This window comes from Dendronalium sp. ChiSLP03b (assembly GCF_034531165.2).
GTDB lineage: Bacteria > Cyanobacteriota > Cyanobacteriia > Cyanobacteriales > Nostocaceae > Dendronalium > Dendronalium minutum.
On the sequence record NZ_JAVRBR020000040.1, the window covers coordinates 23,440 to 41,651 of the forward strand.

13 protein-coding genes and 2 pseudogenes are annotated in these 18,212 nt (G+C 42.4%); 8 read left to right on the forward strand and 7 right to left on the reverse strand.

What is annotated here, in order from left to right; translation table 11 throughout:
- Positions 1 to 469: 469 nt before the first annotated feature.
- Positions 470 to 2,473: a potassium channel family protein gene (locus RMY31_RS09480; RefSeq protein ID WP_322664360.1), complete on the forward strand. Its 2,004-nt coding sequence runs from the start codon at positions 470 to 472 to the stop codon at positions 2,471 to 2,473.
- Positions 2,474 to 2,555: 82 nt separating this feature from the next.
- Positions 2,556 to 3,792 (forward strand): annotated as a pseudogene (locus RMY31_RS09485) (sensor histidine kinase).
- A 32-nt stretch (positions 3,793 to 3,824) separates the two neighbouring features.
- Here RMY31_RS09485 and RMY31_RS09490 read toward each other — a convergent pair.
- The 5 genes and pseudogenes from RMY31_RS09490 to RMY31_RS09510 form a co-directional block, all read right to left on the reverse strand.
- Positions 3,825 to 4,934 carry an NAD(P)/FAD-dependent oxidoreductase gene (locus RMY31_RS09490; protein WP_322664359.1) on the reverse strand — a complete coding sequence of 370 codons (1,110 nt, stop codon included), beginning with the start codon at positions 4,932 to 4,934 and terminating at the stop codon, positions 3,825 to 3,827.
- Positions 4,935 to 5,074: 140 nt separating this feature from the next.
- On the reverse strand, positions 5,075 to 6,184 hold the full coding sequence (locus RMY31_RS09495; protein ID WP_322664357.1) for a histidine decarboxylase: 1,110 nt from the start codon (positions 6,182 to 6,184) through the stop codon (positions 5,075 to 5,077).
- Positions 6,185 to 6,671: 487 nt separating this feature from the next.
- Positions 6,672 to 8,888 (reverse strand): adenylate/guanylate cyclase domain-containing protein, encoded by a 2,217-nt coding sequence (locus tag RMY31_RS09500; RefSeq protein WP_322664356.1) that lies wholly within the window; start codon positions 8,886 to 8,888, stop codon positions 6,672 to 6,674.
- Positions 8,889 to 9,006: 118 nt separating this feature from the next.
- Positions 9,007 to 9,771 carry a DUF928 domain-containing protein gene (locus tag RMY31_RS09505; protein WP_322664353.1) on the reverse strand — a complete coding sequence of 255 codons (765 nt, stop codon included), beginning with the start codon at positions 9,769 to 9,771 and terminating at the stop codon, positions 9,007 to 9,009.
- Positions 9,772 to 10,013: 242 nt separating this feature from the next.
- Positions 10,014 to 10,354, reverse strand: a pseudogene (locus tag RMY31_RS09510) (helix-turn-helix domain-containing protein); the annotation flags it as partial.
- Positions 10,355 to 10,519: 165 nt separating this feature from the next.
- Here RMY31_RS09510 and RMY31_RS09515 point away from each other — a divergent pair.
- Complete coding sequence (locus RMY31_RS09515; RefSeq protein WP_322664348.1) at positions 10,520 to 10,849, forward strand: hypothetical protein; 330 nt, start codon at positions 10,520 to 10,522, stop codon at positions 10,847 to 10,849.
- A 180-nt stretch (positions 10,850 to 11,029) separates the two neighbouring features.
- Here RMY31_RS09515 and RMY31_RS09520 read toward each other — a convergent pair whose 3' ends face one another.
- Both RMY31_RS09520 and RMY31_RS09525 read right to left on the reverse strand, forming a co-directional pair.
- Entirely contained in the window at positions 11,030 to 11,473 is a 444-nt protein-coding gene (locus tag RMY31_RS09520) for a hypothetical protein (protein ID WP_322664346.1), read from the reverse strand.
- A gap of 149 nt (positions 11,474 to 11,622) precedes the next feature.
- Positions 11,623 to 14,634 carry a valine--tRNA ligase gene (locus RMY31_RS09525; protein ID WP_322664344.1) on the reverse strand — a complete coding sequence of 1,004 codons (3,012 nt, stop codon included), beginning with the start codon at positions 14,632 to 14,634 and terminating at the stop codon, positions 11,623 to 11,625.
- A gap of 61 nt (positions 14,635 to 14,695) precedes the next feature.
- Here RMY31_RS09525 and RMY31_RS09530 point away from each other — a divergent pair, with 61 nt between their 5' ends.
- The 5 genes from RMY31_RS09530 to RMY31_RS09550 all read left to right on the forward strand — a co-directional run bounded on the left by RMY31_RS09530 (position 14,696) and on the right by RMY31_RS09550 (position 18,167).
- Positions 14,696 to 15,163, forward strand: coding sequence for a GxxExxY protein (locus RMY31_RS09530; protein WP_409877815.1), 468 nt, complete (start codon positions 14,696 to 14,698; stop codon positions 15,161 to 15,163).
- Between the two features lie 41 nt (positions 15,164 to 15,204).
- On the forward strand, positions 15,205 to 16,467 hold the full coding sequence (locus tag RMY31_RS09535; protein ID WP_322664342.1) for an MFS transporter: 1,263 nt from the start codon (positions 15,205 to 15,207) through the stop codon (positions 16,465 to 16,467).
- A gap of 18 nt (positions 16,468 to 16,485) precedes the next feature.
- Positions 16,486 to 17,460, forward strand: a complete 975-nt coding sequence (locus RMY31_RS09540) for an N-acetylglucosamine kinase (RefSeq protein WP_322664340.1) — start codon at positions 16,486 to 16,488, stop codon at positions 17,458 to 17,460.
- Positions 17,461 to 17,573: 113 nt separating this feature from the next.
- Positions 17,574 to 17,714, forward strand: coding sequence for a hypothetical protein (locus RMY31_RS09545; protein WP_409877816.1), 141 nt, complete (start codon positions 17,574 to 17,576; stop codon positions 17,712 to 17,714).
- 6 nt (positions 17,715 to 17,720) lie between these two features.
- Entirely contained in the window at positions 17,721 to 18,167 is a 447-nt protein-coding gene (locus RMY31_RS09550) for a hypothetical protein (RefSeq protein WP_322664338.1), read from the forward strand.
- Positions 18,168 to 18,212: the final 45 nt, after the last annotated feature.

Consider the following 18,212-nt stretch of genomic DNA (forward strand, 5'->3'; position numbering starts at 1 on the left):
TGCTAGTAATCAAAAACTAAAAAAGTAATTTATTTAACATAGTGAAAAAGCTTAGTATATAAGGGATTAAATTAGCCATTACTTCGCAATAGTATTATGCTGTCGTGCCTGCGATTGCTCACTGTGCCGAAGGTGCAATTGCAGGAAGGCGATATTTATTTGATGTTTGTAATAGTAATGTAGCTCAACGAATTATTTGACCGCAGCGACAAATTCCAAGTCAATTCTACATACTTATAAACTCTGCTGATAAAAATCTAATTTTGCAATATTCTTAATACTGGATTATAGAAATTATTTAGATAGGCAATGCAGAAGGATTGTAAGTTGTGACAAACAATCTGCCGACGTAGCCAAAAAATCTGTCGCTCTACACCCAGATAATATGAAATAATTTTTTCAGTACATCTAACTAAATTGCGCTTATAAAAGAACAAAAACTGTACAGTACACCTTGACAGTCTTGATTATGGTACAGAATGCAACAACAAGTGCAAATTCTTTCTTAGTTTGTGGTCTTGGCAACCTAGGGCAGTATTGCGTATCTGTGCTCAAAGAGTTTGGGGTAAAGGTAAATGCTATTGAACTAGCAAATATTCAAAATTGGAAAATCCCGGACTTACCTGACTTAGTAGACAAATTGATCGTTGGTGACTGCCGCCAACTCAAGATATTAGAACAAGGGGAAATTCGCCAGTGTCGGGCAATTCTAATTGTAACCAGTGATGAACGCGTGAATATTGCAGCGGCATTTGCGGCGCGATCGCTCAATCCCGATATTCGCTTGGTGATTCGCTCAGCCCAAGACAATCTCAATGAGTTACTGAGCCAAAACCTGGGTAATTTTGTTGCCTTTGAAGCCACTCAACTACCAGCCAAAAGCTTTGCACTAGCAGCCTTAAGTAGTGAAACTAGAGGATTTTTCACTCTAGAAAATCGGTTACTGCGAGTGGTAAGAGTGCCAATCGATATTTCCCATCGTTGGCATCACCGCCAACTTGACGAAATCAATAGTGCAAACAGACGAGTTCTCACCCACACAAGGGCAGGAAAACCTTTACCAAAGCGATTTTACCAATGGGAACCAGATACTAAAGTTCTCCCAGGAGATACTATTGCCTATATTGAAGCAACCGAAAATTTAGTTGCTCGCTCAGCACGACCTGTCACAAGTATTAGGCAATTGTGCAGTGCGCTGGTTACGGGTATGACGTGGCAAAATCTGCGTAGCAAGCTGACCCAGTTTTGGGAAGAGAGCAGCCAAACCAGTCGCGTAGCCTTTGTTAGTGGCATTTTCATCGTCAACCTATTCTTATGTGGAACGCTGCTGTACAAGTCGCAATATCCCAACATCACTTGGCAAGATGCCCTGAATGTCGCCCTCGTTCTGAGCATCGGTGGCTACGACAACTTATTTGGTCAACTACAACTATCCTTTCCAATTCCCTGGTGGCTGCATCTGTTTAGCATCAGCCTGACTGTCGCAGGGACGGTTTTTGTTGGCATTCTCTATGCCATCATGACTGAGCGCCTTTTAGCTGCCAGATTCCAGTTTACCAAGCGTCGTCCTCCGGTTCCCAAAGCAGACCATGTAGTGCTGATTGGTTTGGGGAGAGTAGGTCAACGAGTGGCACAACTGCTGCAAGAACTCAGACAACCCTTGGTAGGAGTTCACAACACCGACCTAGAACCAGGCGTGCTATCACAAATGCCCCTAATTTCGGGAAATATTAGAAATGCCCTGAATAGAGTCAATATCACTACTGCCAAAAGTGTAATTGTCGTCACCGATGATGAAGTAGCAAACCTAGAAATTGGCTTGAGAACCCATGCTGTTAACCCCACAGCCAACTTGACGATCCGCACCTTTGACCCGCGTTTCAGCGAAAACGTGGCTCGACTGCTGCCCTATGCCAGGGTTTTAGGTGTTTATGCAGTGGCAGCTGAAGCATTTGCAGCGGCGGCGTTTGGTGAAAATGTCCTGAATTTGTTTAGCTTAAACAAGCAAACCACACTAGTCACGGAATATCAAATCGAAGCCAACGATACCCTCAACGGCAGATTGCTTGCAGAGATTGCTTACGGCTATGGAGTTGTACCAATTTACCACGCTAAAGCCGGGCATCAAATTGCTAAGTTTATGCCTTCTGATGATACCAAGCTGGTTGTAGGCGATCGCTTGGTGGTTTTGGCAACAATTGCAGGACTGCAACGAGTAGAACGGGGAAATATTACAGCTGGTCAATGGTTTGTACAAATCGAAAGAGCTAATTCATCAGAAGCTGTATTTGAAGGTGCGGCGGTAATCTCTAGGGTTGCTGGCTGTGATATGTATATGGCAAGAACGCTAATGAACCAACTACCCGCAACGCTACAGTATCCGCTTTACAAACACCAAGCACATCGTTTAGCGAACGAATTGAGTAAATCCCAAGTTTCTGCTCGCATAGTTCGTAGCGCTGCTTCGCCATAAGTAGCCGTCATGAACTGCGTACACTAGAAAGAGCGGCAGAGGGGCAGAGGAATTGATGGCAGGAACGCAAAATGCTCGGTTCATGGAACATCCCGATGATGTTGCAGGCATTGAGCAGGCGATGGTGGAGTCTGCCCAAACCCTAACTCAGTTTGTGCATGAGTGGCGAATCATCACACCATCAGCAACTGTCAAATGGGTGCAAGCGGCATCGCGCCCCGAACAACAAGCGGATGGTACGATCGTTTGGGATGGTTTAATTATGGATATTAGCGATCGCAAACAAGCCGAAGCAGCTCTCCAGCAGTCTGAAACCGAACTACGTCAGAAATCTCAAGACTTAGAGCAGACTCTAAAAGAACTCCAAACCATGCAACTGCAACTGGTGCAGAATGAAAAAATGTCGGCTTTAGGAAATTTAGTTGCCGGGGTTGCTCACGAGATTAATAATCCTGTTGGCTTTATTGCTGGAAACATTGAACCAGCAAAAGACTATATAAAAGATTGGCGTTGCATAGTTGCGGGATGATTTAGCAACTTCTAAAATTCTCCCCCTGCCTCCCCTGCCTCCCCTGCTTACCTCAATTCATCCCACTGTTATGCAACGCCAAAAGATTTATTCGGGCTAATTGACCTGTATCAAGAAAAACTGCCTAATCCCGATGCTGAGATTGCAGATGAACATCAAAGCGATCGATTTAGAGTATTTGCGCCAAGACCTACCTAAGTGAATTAACTCTATGAAACTTGGGGTTGAACGGATTCGCAACATCAGCACTTCCTTGCGAACCTTTTCCAGAGCCGATAAAGATTACAAAGTTTTGTTCGATATTCATGAGGGAATTGAAAGTACAATTCTGATTCTCAAACACCGCTTAAAAACCAATTATGAGCGTCCAGCAATTGAGGTTGTAACAGAGTACGGAAAATTACCACTAATCGAGTGTTTTGCGGGTCAATTGAATCAGGTATTTATGAATTTATTGGCAAATGCCATTGATGCTTTGGAAGAATCTAATCAAGAGCGTACCCTGGAAAAAATCAATGCCAATCCCAATTGCATCACGATTTTGACATCAATGCCAGATAAAGATCGCGTAAAAATTCAAATTGCCGATAACGGCACAGGGATGACTGAGGAAGTCAAACAACGTATCTTTGACCATTTGTTTACCACTAAAGCAGTGGGCAAAGGAACTGGGTTAGGGTTGGCGATCGCTCATCAAATTGTGGTAGAAAAGCACGGTGGGGTGATTGAGGTAAATTCTGTACTGGGTCAAGAAACTGAGTTTGCGATCGTGTTACCCATCAACGGATAAACAAGATAATCCAAAATCTAAAATCCAAAATCTCAAATTGCATGACCGGCAGCCCATTGACTCAGTTCATCTGCTGTACGACGACCTGCTACAGCCTCAGCTAAAGCTAAACCAAGCAATGGCCCAAACTTGAAGCCATGCCCGGAAAAACCAGTCATTAACCATGAATTACCTAAACACTCTACAATAAAGCGCTCTTGAGGTGCGACTGTATAAAAACAGGTACAGCTCCTTTGCAAGCGATAGCGGTCAAATTCCTTTAATCGCTGTTTGCATTGCTCAAAGATGGTACGCGCCTCAGCTTCATCAGCTTCTCTCTCACAATCGGGATCGCCAGTCAATGTAAAGCGATGGTCGCCAATTTTCAGTTCAGTGCCGAGAACAGGAGGCACTAAATAAAAGCCACTGTCAGGGTCAATGTCAAGAATCATTGGTGCAGCGATCCATTGAGCTATTGTGTCAGGAGGTGGCTCAAGATAAACCACGACTTGACGTGATGGCGTGACACGCTGACTCAAATCTGGCAGTAGCCTCGTAACCCAAGGTCCAGCCGCTACTACCAACGTATCGGCATCTACGACAATTCCGTTGCTCAGTACAATCCGGGCAAGGTCAGGTACAATCTCGCGCACTTGCACTTGCGTATGAAAGGTTACTCCCCTGCTATTTAGGTGTTGTACCATTGCTGTAATTATCTGGTCAGCCAACAAAACACCGCCGCTATCCAGATAAAAGGCACTCTCCACGTCGTCAGCTACCAGCAATGGGAAAGTGTGCTGAAGTTGGTCAGCATCCAGCCACTGCACAGATAAACCAAGCTGACCCAAGGTATCAGCGGAGTCATTTGCCCAACTTTCTCCCGTTTTTGCCAGTACTAAAGTTCCGGTTGGTGCGTATAGCTTTTTGTTGATATCTGTCCACAGTTTTTCCCAAGCTTGATAGGCATCAGTCACCATGCAGGTGTAACCTAATTCGCTGCCGTAGGGATAGCGAATGAGCCGATGTTGGTCTACTGAAGAACCCAAAGAGTTAGGAAGCGCTTTTTGTTCGTACACAGTAACTTGATGACCATCACGCCAGAGCGCCCAAGCCGCTGACAGACCCACGATCCCAGCACCTACAACTGTAACTCTAAAAGTCACGCTGAGGAATCTCCTTACTTTGTGCAGCGGAAATAAGGATACTATAGCGGTTATAAGTCGAGTGCAATAACCCTTGATTGGCTAAACCTAGCAATAGTGCATTTTTAATTTTTAATTGGAGCGCAGCGTTACTTATTCAACTATGCTGCTATTACACTCATTAAATCTAGTTCTTGCAAAAGCTGTTTCAATATTAATTCATTATGATTTTGCATAACTACAATATGAGCAATTCTTCCATAACAAGCTAGTTGCCATCGTTTCTCGATTAACTTCTCTGGACGCTCAAATACAACCGTAGTGGAAAAGGGATTGAGAAGTGCAAAATGTCCTAATTCAGCAATTTTATTCTGGAAATATTCTGCTAACTGACGGCAGCGTAATACTTCCTCTTTAAACAGATGTTGTCGCTGCTGAATAGCATCCCAGAGTATAACTGGTGTTAATCCATTCCTACTCCCTGTAATTGTTGTATCCGTTGAACCGAGATATTCTATATCAAAGGATTGCACTTTTTGCTTGCGAGCTAGCACTACTCCACAAGGAATAGGAGAACCGATAAATTTATGACCACTAACTGCTATAGAACCAATTGGATATTGAGAGAAATCTAGAGGAGTAGCTCCTTCCATATAAGGAATGAGCATTCCTCCTAAAGCTCCATCTACATGAATGTGAAATTGACTTATATTTAGTTCAGCAAGTATTTGTACTATTTTACTAATATCATCTACTGCACCTGTAATTGTAGTCCCCACATTGACATTAATGATTGCAGGTTTATTTCGATTATTCGCAAGAGCTTGACGCAACGATGAATAATCTATTTCGCCATGGCTCTGACTTTTTACCTCTACAAATGGTATGCGAAACATCCTGGCAGCTTTGACTACTGAATAGTGACAATCAGCCGAACCATAAAGAATTCCATCTGGATATAATTCACGTCCCAACAAAATTCCATAAAGGTTTCCTTCTGTGCCACAAGATGTCACATATCCCCAAGTATCATCTTTTTCTAAATGATAAAGACCTGCAAAAAAACTAATTACTTCTCGTTCAAAATCCTTGGCGTTGATTCCATAATTACCTTCTACGTAGGCATCACCTAAGTTATTGAGTGTGTATTGTAAAAGTGGCAGTATATGTTGATAATCAAATGCGAGGTTATAAGGATAGCCAGCATGAAGCTTTGAACGACTTTGAAGACGCTGTAATAGCACATCAATCGACAAATCGGAACTAGACATATCTCTATAACCTTATACTAAATCTGTTTTACGTAAGAATTCGCAGCTCGTTCTTTAAATTACAAAATAAGTTCTTTTGCAAGTGATGTAAAGGATTACTTACGTACTTTACAGTATTTTGAAATAAACTCATATTTTTCTAAAAAAATTGTTAAGCAAAGATGGATATTATCAGTTTTACAGTAATGAAAAACTTTATTTATAATGTAAAAAAATTATGAAGTTATGATTATCTTGTATATCTGTGTTATTGAACCGTTATATGTCAAATGTGTTTAACATCATTCTCAATAATTTCGGTTTGTTTGGGTCTAAAGGCTGCGAGTAAAACTCATAGATGATAAAAGTGTGAAGCGTTGGTTGTTTATGAGTTTTAGCTGTTTTATAAAAATTAATATTTTCACAAAACAATCTGCGTAAAACAAGATTTTAAGTATATTTACTATTGTGGAATTTGGGTTAAGTGAAATTCTATTAATTTGTCGAATCAAACAGGCTGACATAGTGCATTGAGTACCGCGATCGCTTTTGGGGGAATGGCTGTAAAACGAATTAGAAAAACAGACTCATCAACTTTTTTGATTACCTTGGCATAGAGGTTTTCTTCTCCTGGGGGTAGTTCTGGTTCAATCAATAATTTGAGCTTGAGATTACTGAGCAGTTCTAATGAATGTAGCGATTGCAGTTGCGCCCCTTTTTCGGAAAGGCTAACTAATTCCCCTCGGAATACTGTTCCCCCTGCGTGTTTACCCTGTAAAACTGTATACTCTACAGGCAATTCTTGATTCAGGTTAATCATCGTTTCATCGTCTTGAGGCAAGAACAAGTTATATTTGCCGCCAATGCCACAAATTTCGTAAATTGTCACAGGGTCTTTTATTCCCTTGGGTTCTATTTGTAGTTGCCCAGCAATTTTGAGTTCAATATTGGCATCTTTCCTCGTATTTTCCGAAATAAAAATTTGCCCTCCGACGCTGTAGGACTCAATGCGGGCAGTTAGGTTAACATGACTGCCAATGACCGTATACTGGGCGCGTTTTTGAGAACCAATATTTCCTGCTACGACCTCGCCTGTATTGATGCCAATTCCCATTTCAAGGATTGGTAGGTTCATTTGCTGATTTTTTTCATTCACCTGCTGCATCGCCAATTGCATAGCCATAGCACAAGCGATCGCTCTTTGAGAATCATCTTTGCGACTAATCGGCGCACCAAACATCACAAAGATGCCATCACCCATAAACTCATTAATCGTACCTTTGTAATGATTAATCACCTCTGTCATTGCTCCAAAGTAAAGATTGAGAATCGTTACTACTTGTTCGGGTGGCAATTGTTCGGAAATGGCAGAAAATCCTCTTAAATCAGACACAAGCACCGTAACTTTGCGGCGTTCTCCTCCTAGCTTTAATCCAGAAGGAGTTTCGAGTATATTGGCAAGTACTTCATCTGTGAGATAGCGCCCAATAGTTTTTCGCATCTGAGCAGCGCTTTGGGCAATATATTGGGTGATAGCGATCGCAGATCCTGCAAATGCCAAAATTGAAGGTACAACGGGAATCCACCAACCAGCAAGAAACGCCAGAAAGCTACCACCGAGTAAACCGCCACCCACCAGAAAGACACTGACAACCATGAGACTCTTTTGGTTGCCGCTGTGGCGTTGTAGCCAACACAAACTAGCACCAATCATTGACCAGCCCAAAATTGCCAGCCATTCTAACGGCTCAGGCAAAGTCTTAATCTGCGGACGACCATCTATAGCTGCACTCAAAATTTGACTGACTAAATTAGCATGGATTGTCACACCTGCCATGCGTTCTGGGTCAGTAAGTACATTACTGCTGTAAGGTGTGTAGAATAAATCCTTTAAACTTTCAGCGGTTGCCCCAATTAACACCACCTTGCCCCGCATTAAGTTTGGTGGAATCTGGTTTTCTTGTACTTTTGTGAGGGAGACTCTTGTAAACTGTTGGATTCTGCCTCGATAGTTCAAAAGTACTTGATAGCTTCCTGCATCGGCTCGGACGTAACCGCCATCATTCGCTTCAAAAGTAGGAAAAACACCTCGACCTAACTGTAAGTAATTGGGGTTATTGGCTGCTGGTTGCTCGGTAATCCCTTGAGCTTTGAGGTACAACAACGCCAGTTTTAGTCCAAAACTTTCCAGAATCTCATCATTTTTTAAATTGAGGTACAGCAATCCTCGGCGAATTTTGCCATCCCCATCTAGAGGTAGATCGTTTGCCCCAATTTGATGGCGTTTTTTTAGTAATGGAGATGCATCAACCGAAGAACTATCGAAAGTATCAGAGATTTTTTGGACTCCAATCAAATTGGGAGTAGACTCAAACACCTTAACTAAAGCTTGATGACCGGGATTGACGGGTAGATCGCGATAAATATCTAAACCGATCGCTCTAGGTTGCTGCTGCCTAATCTTCTCTAGTACGCCAGCAAGCACCGCATCCGACATCGGCCACTGTCCCTGCTTGCGGATATCTGCCTCGTTAATCTCAACTATGACAATGCGTGTATCCACTGCCTCTGGTGGACGGAGGAGAAAAAACTGATCCAGTGTTGCTAATTCCAATAATTGCAACAATCCCGTCAAGCGGAGTGCGATCGTTAGAGCTGTAACATTGGGAACAGCCATCAGAACACCTCGCCATTGCCAAATTCGCGGTTTTAGCTTTGTCCACATAATACTTAAGTGCTGAGTTAGGAGTACAGACGCGATTAATCGCGTCTGTACAGGAGATAGGAGGCAAGAGCATTTATTACTTCTTCCTCGTCTCCCCTGCCCCCTGCTCCCCCATTTTTTATTTCTCCGCTTTGCAGCAGTCAATCATTGGTTCTGAGGCGATCGCGCTCAATCCAACTGATTTGAAAAATTGTCTCCAATCCAGCCGAGTTTTTAAACTATGAGGCTCAGAACGGCGTAGCTGCGCTAGAGTGGTCAGCGCTTCATGCCAAATTCCAGCTTCTGCATAGAGAGTTGGCTGCTTCCGTAAATCTGCCTTTGCTAGCGCCTGCGACAAGGATAATTCTGGTTGAGTGCGTTCCACCCAGCCATCTACAATAGGATTTTCGCTGGAGTCTTCAGGATCGCAAACGATTGTCAGATACCAGTGATAAGTTTTATTTACTGCCAGTGGAGGTGTTTTTTCCGGAAGTGTAAAGCTAATAATTCCGGGTCTATTCGGAAGTCTCAAAGTTGTTTCATAAAACAATTTCTGCTCCTTATGAGCCACAATTCTAAACTTGGCAGTTTTGACTGGAGATTGAGGCACATACCAGAAAAATGTTGGATGCTGAGCGAAAGTCAATCCTAATTTGTTTGAAGGTATTAAAGAGGTTAGTGGCTGATTTCCTGTTAAACAAGAAGAACCACGGGTTGAACCCCCAGCACTTGCAGGAGGATCTCCCCGCTTTGGTGGCTTAAATGCCTGACTAATTTGCCAAGTTTTTTCTGTACGGTGCAACTGAGCCTGTACCTGTGCTGTTGAAGCAGAAAGCGGCACGAGATTCAAACACGTAGGTAAGGAAAAGACTGCAAGATATAAGGACGGCTTAATCCATTTCATGTTGATGTAGGAGTGCCTTGGTATTAAATGTAGCCAAACTGATAAATTTTCACTTATAAGCTTGCTCCAAGAGTTTCAAACTTCTTGGCGATGAAAAGTCAGTTGACTAAATCAAGTGTTCCCAAAAGCAGAGTCAGACTTTACACTCAACTACGAACTGTAGATTTGCTCTAGCTATGCGGAAGTAAATCCAGAGAAACTACTATTATTACGTTTTCCTGTCAGTTCACTTAATCAATCTGCACCTTGCGGCCATTCCACAACTCACCGTCTGGTGCTTTGTCTTCCAGTACTTGCCACAGTTGCGCTTGTTGCACATCTGTCAAGTTTGGTTCTTTACCTGGGTTATGATGCGTCGATCTCCCAAGGCGCTCGTCCCAAACTGGTTATAGCGTTTTACTAACTAATAAATCCAGATTCTTGTAAATCCTGTGACTTGCGCCACCTCCTGAGGTGTTTTTCCTGTCGCTAATCACCAAATGATTTGGTAATGGTTGCGTTCTGTCGCTTCTGTTGCCTGACGATAACGAACCAACAGTTCTTCCGTACAAATGTGGTTGGCGATCGCAATTCGTTTGGGCATCAGACGTAAATAAATACACTGTAACGATTCCAGTTTTATGATAGGTATTTATCCCAACTTGATATTACTTATCTTTGAATGCAAATCTGTATGACAATACTATTTTCCGGATGAGCCAAAATAAAACTGAATAAAGCTTTATATTGAGTTTCCCTGTAAAAACTTATGGAATTGCCTCAACGCGTATCAATTCGCTACAAAGACACATCCTACAATATTAATGAGATACGCTTGAAAACTTTCCGCCTAGCGCTGCAAATATGGGAAGAACAAACTAAACCAAGAAAAACAGAGCTTTATAATTTTATATCGTCTTGCTTGAAACAAGTTGAGCGCCAAGATCGTTTTATGTTTTCTCTGCTATTTGTAGAATTAACAGACCTCATACGCAATTCTTCGCTGGACAGAGGAATGAGAGAGGTGTTGATTAAAACAGCTTTCAGTGAGTTTGCTTGCGCGTTAACAGACTTTGAAGATGCTGCCAAAAAAGATTAGGCTTGTTTGAAATATAAATTGGTGAGAGACAAAATTGTAAATTTAGTATCTGTCTAACTAGAGCTATTGCTGTGGTTGCATGAATTGTCATTAACAAAGTTATTATTTTGTTACTAATATTTAGTAAAATTCATGCCCATATACAGAGACCTAGAGAGTTTTTAAAGTTTTGTAAATTGTTTACGAGTTGCCCCCATCATCTTTCGTGTGACCATTTTTGTCACGTTTGATACTTTCTTCTAAAGCTTGAATTTGTTCGCGACGGGCTTCCAATTCTAGAGAACGACGCGCTAAGTCTTGGTTTTGCAATGTCAGAGATTGTCGCCACTGTTCCGCTCGCTCTGCTTCCTGGTGTAAGAAATCAGGGGTAATGCCAGTGCTAAGATACGCTTGCACCAAACGTAGTACCCAATCAGTAGCTTCTTCTAGCCTTTCGATGTCGCCTGTAGGGGAAAGCTCAACTAAAACAAGCAATTTTTCACTCATAGTGTTTCCTTTTCCCAGGAGAATGAAAGCCTCTTCCGGGATAATTGCCCAGACATTATCAGCTTCCTGACGCGCTAATAAGCGCAACTGGTACTGGTCTAAAAATTCGTTTTTATGTACCTGGGCTAGATATAGCATGATCTTATTTTTGTTCTCATATCAAATTTTAAGTTCCAAAAATATTTTCTACTTTTAATTTTTTAAGAATTTTTAATTAATAATGGGCAATGGGAAATCAAAACTACCCCATTACCCATTGCAGCTATACTAAACCACGCAAGCAATGCTTACTGCAACGCCTGAAGGCGTAAGCGCAAAATTTCCGCCTGTTTTTCAGCCTCTGCTAATGCATCCCTTGCTCCTTGCACCACATCTGCTCTAGCTTTATCCACAAAATTAGGATTGCTTAATCTGGCGCTGAGAGAATTTACTTCTGCTTCAGCTTTGCTCAGACTTTTCTCTAGTTTGGCACGCAGGATTTCGATATCTACAACGTCGCTACTTAGGGGGATTAACACTTGGATTGTACCAATTACACCAGCGATGGCTTTTTCTGGTGCTTGTGGCTGTTGTGATTCTATCTCTGGCAGTTCTTTTTGGCTAGTTGGCTGGAAGAATTTGCCCCACAATTTTTGTCTAGCCTGTGCGCTGATTAAATTTTGAGTTATAAACCAACTGGCATAAACGAAACCGACCATTTCAAAGAAAGTTCCAAAAAAGGGAACATCATCAATTGCATCTGGGATAGCTAAAGCTACCCTCAAGAAGACAATCCCTACAATAGTTAGGGCAATGAATTTCAAACCTTTTTGGGGTTTTTTCTGAGCAAATGTTTGGCTTTTTTGTGCATCAGTAATGGTTAGAGTTTCCACCTTTGCCAAATCTTTAATATAAGATTGTCCAGCGGTGATAATTTGGCGTTCCTGTGCATTTTCACTTTGTAAATTCGCAGTTACTTTTGCCCCTGGTTTAATATCCGCCTCAGCGCGTAAATTCCGAATTGTGCGAATAGTGCCAATTAGCAGTTCAAATTGTTCTTCCAAAGCTGGATTAATTGAGTTGATATCTGCTTGAGGATAGGGTTGTAAAGATAAAGTTTGCGGCAAATCGGCTGGTTGTTGGGTGAGAGTCTGCCAAATTTCCTCAGTAATATGGGGCATAAAGGGATGAAGTAGTTTCAAAATCCCTTCCAGCACATAAGCGAGGGTTTGTTGGGCGACTCGCCGGGATGCGGGATCTGCACTTGTTTGCAACCGAGATTTTACTAGTTCGATATACCAATCGCAGAAATCGCCCCAAATAAATTCGTAAAGTCCTTTGGCTGCTTCCCCTAAACCGTAATTATCAATGTGATTGGCAGTTTGTTTAACAACTTGATGATAGCGAGAAAGAATCCAGCGATCGCTCAGTTCAGTAGCAATTGGTTCACCTAATTGGGCTGTGGTTTGACCGTCCAAATTCATCATCACAAACCGGGCGGCATTCCACAACTTGTTGGCAAAGTTACGGGATGCTTCTACTGAGGCTGACTCATCCTTTTTGCGATCGTACTCCAAGCGGATATCTTGTCCAGCCCCCGCGACTTCCTTAATCATGGCGTAGCGCAGGGCATCAGTACCGTATTTATCAATCAGCAACAGCGGGTCAATACCATTACCTTTAGTCTTAGATTGCTTTTGCCCGTTTTCATCCAGCACTAACCCGTGGATGTAAACATCTTTAAACGGCATTTGCCCAGTAAAATGTCCAGCCATCATCGTCATTCTGGCAACCCAGAAAAAGATGATGTCAAAGCCAGTTACTAAGGTAGTTGTGGGGTAGTAAGTCGCTAAATCTTGAGTTTGTTCTGGCCAGCCTAAAGTAGAAAACGGCCAAAGTCCAGAAGAAAACCAAGTATCTAGTACATCTGGGTCTTGTTCTAGCTGGACATTTTCGCCGAATTTTGATTTGGCTTTTTCCCAAGCTGCATCAGCTGATTTCGCCACCACGAACGGAGTGTTATCGGTGATTTGTCCACCCGTTTCACTGACAGCATACCAAGCGGGAATTTGATGTCCCCACCATAATTGGCGAGAGATGCACCAATCTTTGAGTTTGACTAGCCAATCACGGTAGACCTTAGTCCAGCGTTGAGGGACAAACTCTGGCGAATTTTTCTGGTCGAGGAATTCTAGCGCCCTATCTGCTAGCGGGCGAATTTTGACAAACCACTGAGTCGAGAGGAGGGGTTCAATGGGGACTTTACCGCGATCGCTATAAGGAACGGTATGCTTATAATCTTCTATCTTCACCAAAAAACCATCAGCTTCTAGGCGAGAAACCACATTCTTTCTGGCAACAAAGCGGTCTTGTCCTTGAAACTCACCAGCATTTGCATTCAGCGTACCGTCCTTATTGAGGATATTGATAAACGGCAGATTGTGACGCTTACCCATTTCAAAATCATTGGGGTCATGGGCTGGAGTCACCTTCACAAAACCAGTCCCAAATGTTGGGTCAACGTACTCATCACCAATGATGGGAATTTCTCGATTCATAATTGGTAGAGTTAGCGTCTTGCCAATTAAGTGCTGATATCTCTCATCATTAGGATTGACTGCCACAGCAGTATCACCCAGCATAGTTTCTGGTCGAGTTGTCGCCACCTCCACATACCCAGAACCATCCGTCAACGGATAGCGGAAGTGCCAGAGATTTCCATTGACCTCTTGGTTTTCCACCTCCACGTCAGACACCGCCGACTGAGAAGCCGGACACCAGTTCACCAGATACTCGCCACGATAAATTAAACCTTCTTCGTAGAGGCTAACAAAGGCTTCCAAAACAGCTTTCGATAAACCCTCATCTAAGGTAAACCGTTCCCGCGTCCAGTCTACCGAGACACCCAAGCGTCGCAACTGGTTGACAATCGTTCCCCCAGATTCTGCTTTCCACTGTTTAGCGCGTTCTAAGAATTGTTCGCGTCCCAATTCGTAGCGAGTTTTACCCTCTGCCTTGAGTTGCTTTTCCAACATCGTATGAACGGCGATGCTAGCGTGGTCAGTTCCAGGTAGCCACAGGGTATTGCGTCCTTTCATGCGGTGGTAGCGCACGAGGACATCAATTAATGCACTTTCAAAGGCGTGACCCATGTGCAAACTGCCAGTGACATTAGGGGGTGGAATGACGATGCAGTAAGGTTCGTCACCTTGGTTGGGATCGGCTTTGTAGACTTGGTTTTCTTCCCAAAATTTTTGCCACTTAGCTTCAGTGGTAAAGGGGTCGTAGAGACTGGGGAGATTCGGAATGGTTGCGGTCATGCGGGGAAAACTAAGGTGGAAGGACTCTAATAAATTTTGCCACAGGGTTGGAGAGGGTTTGATGGAAACGAACCACAGAGAGAAGTTGCGTGCGGGGGTTCCCCCCGTTGAGCAAACTTCGGTGGGCGCAGAGGACGCGGAGAGAGGAAATTTGGGCGATGAAATGAATCGGCTTACGGGCGGAGTGATTGGGGCAGCGATTGAAGTGCATAGGGTGCTGGGGCCAGGATTTTTAGAACAAGTATATAAAGAGGCGCTGATTATAGAATTTTTGAGGCGCGGAATACCTCATGAGTTTGAGAAGTGGGTGACGGTAAATTATAAAGGACATGAAGTAGGCAAGGGTAGATTAGATTTTCTGGTTGCTAACTGTTTAATAGTGGAATTAAAAGCTGTCCAGAATTTAGCCCCTATTCATGAAGCTCAAGTCCTTTCTTACCTTAAAATAACTAACTACCCCCTAGCCCTCCTGATTAACTTCAACGTCCCTCTCCTAAAAGACGGCATCAAACGCATTATCCTCTCTTAACAACTCCTCTCTGTGTCTCTGTGGTTCGTTAAAAAAAATCCATGAAACATCAAACCATACCCACTTCCCCTTGGACATTCATCCCCACCCTCTATTTCACCTCCGGCGTACCTTACGTAATTATCAACACCGTCTCCGTCATCTTTTACAAAAAACTAGGAATAGACAATACACAAATTGCCTTATGGACAAGTTTTCTCTACCTGCCTTGGGTCATCAAAATGTTTTGGGGGCCAATTGTAGATATTTACTCCACCAAAAGAAGATGGATACTGTACACCCAATTTGCCATGTTCTGCTGTTTGGGCTTAGTAGCCTTATTTTTACAAGTGCCCAATTTCTTTTTCCTGTCTCTCGCCGGATTGACAATAGGAGCATTCATTTCCGCAACTTATGACATCGCTACTGATGGCTTTTATCTCCTAGCTTTAAATCCAGAACAACAAGCATTTTTTGTTGGCATTCGTTCGCTATTTTACAGACTTGCTGTTATCTTTTGCTCTGGTATTTTGGTATTTATAGCTGGTAAACTTGAAGTATCTCTCCAGAATATCCCTTTAAGCTGGACTCTAGCTATTGGTTTTTCGGCTTTAATTTTAGCAATAATTTTTATCTTCCATCGCCTGATTTTACCCATACCAAAATCAGATAACCAACGACAGCCCGAAGAAACAGATAATATACCATTTTGGACAATAATTAGCTCGTATTTCGCTCAAGAGAAGATTATAGCTATCCTAGCATTTATCTTGCTCTACAGATTTGGTGAGGCAATGCTTGTCAAGATAGCCTCTTTATTTCTCTTGGATAAACAAGAAGTAGGCGGATTAGGACTCTCAACATCAGACGTTGGCTTAGTTTATGGCACATTTGGTGTAATTTCCTTAATTTGTGGCGGAATTTTAGGAGGATTGGTAATTTCCAAGTATGGATTGAAAAAATGTCTATTTCCTATGGCTTTAGCATTGAATTTACCCGATTTATTTTATGTTTATCTTGCTTATACTAAACCTTCGCTAACATTAGTGTATCCTCTTGTTTCTCTAGAACAATTCGGATATGGTTTTGGATTCACAGCTTTTAGTGTTTATTTAATGTATATTTCCCAAGGAGAATACAAAACTTCTCATTTTGCGATATCTACCGGCATCATGGCTTTAGGTATGATGCTACCTGGAATAATTAGCGGCTATCTACAAAAAGCGCTGGGATATCCATTATTTTTTATCTTGGTCTGTTTGCTCACTATTCCTGGAATGATTGCACTGTTTTTTATTCCTTTAAAAGAAGAATCATCCAAATAATTACCATTAATACAGTCCATGAATTATATTTTGGGAATAGATGGCGGTGGTAGCAAGACTGTTTGTGTCCTGATGGATGATGCGCGTCAAGTGCTAGGTCGTGGCGAAGCAGGCGCATCTAACTATCAGAGTATAGGCATTGAAGCAACACTAAAATCTATTGAATCTGCAATTTACGCGGCTGTAAATGAGGCGATAAATATTACAAATGCAGTCAGGATTGAAGCTATTTGCTTGGGTTTAGCTGGTGTCGGTCGCGCGGCAGATATCGAACTAGTAAAAAGTTTAATAAAAGAACTACAGAATAGTAAATTATTGCCTCTTACCTGGGATTTACAACCAGCAAATATTGTAATTTGTAACGATGCTCTGATTGCTTTAGTTGGTGGTATTGGCCATCCTGTAGGAATTGTAGTTGCTGCTGGCACAGGTTCTATAGTTTTCGGGCGAAATCATCAAGGAGAAACTAAACGAGTTGGCGGTTGGGGTTATATTTTAGGAGATGAAGGTAGCGCCTATAAAATTGCTGTTGCTGGAATGCAAGCAGCATTAAAAGCCTATGATGGGCGTGATATGTCTACGAGTTTAGTAGACGCGTTCACACAGCATCTTGCCTTGGCCAGTATAGAAGATTTAATAGAAGTAATATATCGGCGAGGATGGAGAGTAAAAGAAATAGCTGCTTTAGCACCAATTGTAGATTTAGCAGCAGCGGAAGGAGACGAGGTAGCAAATAAAATTATTGATGATGCTGTGCAAGAGTTAGTAAAAGCAACATCTACAGCAGTTGATGCCATTTTTAGCCCTAGTGAATTTTTGGAAGTTGTGACAACAGGAAGTGTCTGGCAAGCTAGATGCAAAATACATGAGAGATTTACAGCATCTATAATTAAGAAGTTTCCTCATATAAAAGTGATTTTTCCCAAGTACGAACCTGCTTATGGTGCTAGTTTATTGGCTTTGCAAAGGCTAGCGGGAGAATGGGGAATTTGAGCCATGTCTAGCCGCAAGCTGTTGTACATCAATGCATTTTCCACGAACCACAGAGGTGCAGAGAACAGCTTACTTATGTACGCGGCAAGCTATTGATTAGTTAACACCAGCAGTTGGGCAGAGAAGCTTTAGTAAAATTAATCGTCACCATTCTTGATGTAATTCTTCCAGGTGTCTGCTACCGTTTGAAGGAAACCTCGCACCCATACACTTATAACGGTTTAGAAATTGAGGTTTTAGTTGATGGCAACTGAATTGAAGTGGGAGAATGTGGTCAGGTTAATCTCGGTTTATTAAAACCAAGGTATAGAGCATTAGCATCAGGTTGGGGATTAGATCGCTTAGTGATGTTAGTTAAGGGGATAGATGACATTCGCTTGCTGCGAAGCACCCATCCCCGAATAGCTGCCCAGATGACGAACCTGGAACCCTATAATCTGGTATCTAATCAACCTAGTATCAGCCGCGATATGTTTATTGTCACCGGGATAGATACGGATATAGAAGATATTTGTGAACAGATTGTACGGGTGTTGGGCAATGATGCTGAATTATTAGAGTTAGTGGCAATTTTGAGTGACACTTACTATCACCAACTTACATACAAAGCCATTCAACGTCTAGGCATCCAACCTCATCAAAAAAATCTGCTAGTGCAGATGACTCTGCGGAGTTTGTACGCATCCATCACGAATAAAAAAACGTGAGTTCGACGGATTTAAAAACCCCTCTCCAAACCTCTCCCCTAAAAG